Genomic DNA, 1,042 nt, shown 5'->3' on the forward strand with positions numbered 1-1,042 from the left:
CACCCTCGTTTGTAACCAAGTTGGTGACATAAGTTTAGGCCGTAGGGATGTCGACGGCGTGCATGTTTACCCTGCAGCTTTCCTTGTTGAATTAGAGGCACCTGTCTCAAAACGGACAACTGCTTATTATAAAACCACATCCAAATACAGCTCAGATCTGCGAGAAAGAAACGCCTCGAACATAGAGTATGCTCGCCCTGATGTTGATTATCGTTCAATTGCAGAGGGTGATGGTAAGGTAGTCTTTGAGGCTGGGCAGTCAGCCTGTTTTGTGTTGGTAGAGACAATTGATGATGGGATAATTGAGAGTAATGAGACCTTTGAAATAGAATTTACCTCGGTAGAAGGTGCGCTGATAGACATTGCTTCAGCAAATAAAACTATTGAAATTATCGACAATGAGCCTAGCGTAACAATGTCAAATATTGAAAGTGTAGGAAATGAGGGCTCCTCTTACAACATTCCCGTTAACCTACGGGCACCCTATGTAGCAGACGTTGAAATTGCTATTTATGTCGATACAGATAAAACAACAGCGGAGCAGTCTGATTATTTGCTTACCCCTGAAAACGGAGTTTTGCTGATTCCTGCTGGTAGTCTAAACGGGGCGATTTCCGTTGATATTCTAGAGAACGAAGATTTCGATGACGACTTAAGCGAAGATGAAAAAATAGTTATCCGTACAGATATTGAGGATATTATTGATGCAGAGCCAAGTGAGTTTATTATCAATGACTGGGTCGATAACGCAGTTGTTGCAAGAGGTGAAATTGGACAAGAGGCTGTAGATTTTACTATTGACTCAAATGGCCGTGTAATTTCCTTAATTTCTGACACTTCAAATATTAATAGCGTAATTACCTTGAGTTTGAGGCATCGTTCTGGCGATATTGCTTTAGTTGACGGCCTGTCTGACTTGGTCATTGCGCTTCCAGATACGAATCTTAAGCCAATATCAATTTCGACAAGTAAGGATGAAGTTGATCGAATAGTTATTGTGTACGAAGTGGAAGCGCAAAATGCTGATGGTTTTTTTGGACGC

At 41.4% G+C, this 1,042-nt stretch carries 1 protein-coding gene; it reads left to right on the plus strand.

Translation table 11 applies throughout. From position 1 onward, the window contains the following. Positions 1-1,042, plus strand: a 1,042-nt coding sequence (locus A3735_RS02835) for a Calx-beta domain-containing protein (protein WP_156499355.1), incomplete at both ends; no start/stop codon positions are given.

Source organism: Oleiphilus sp. HI0061, from assembly GCF_001635675.1.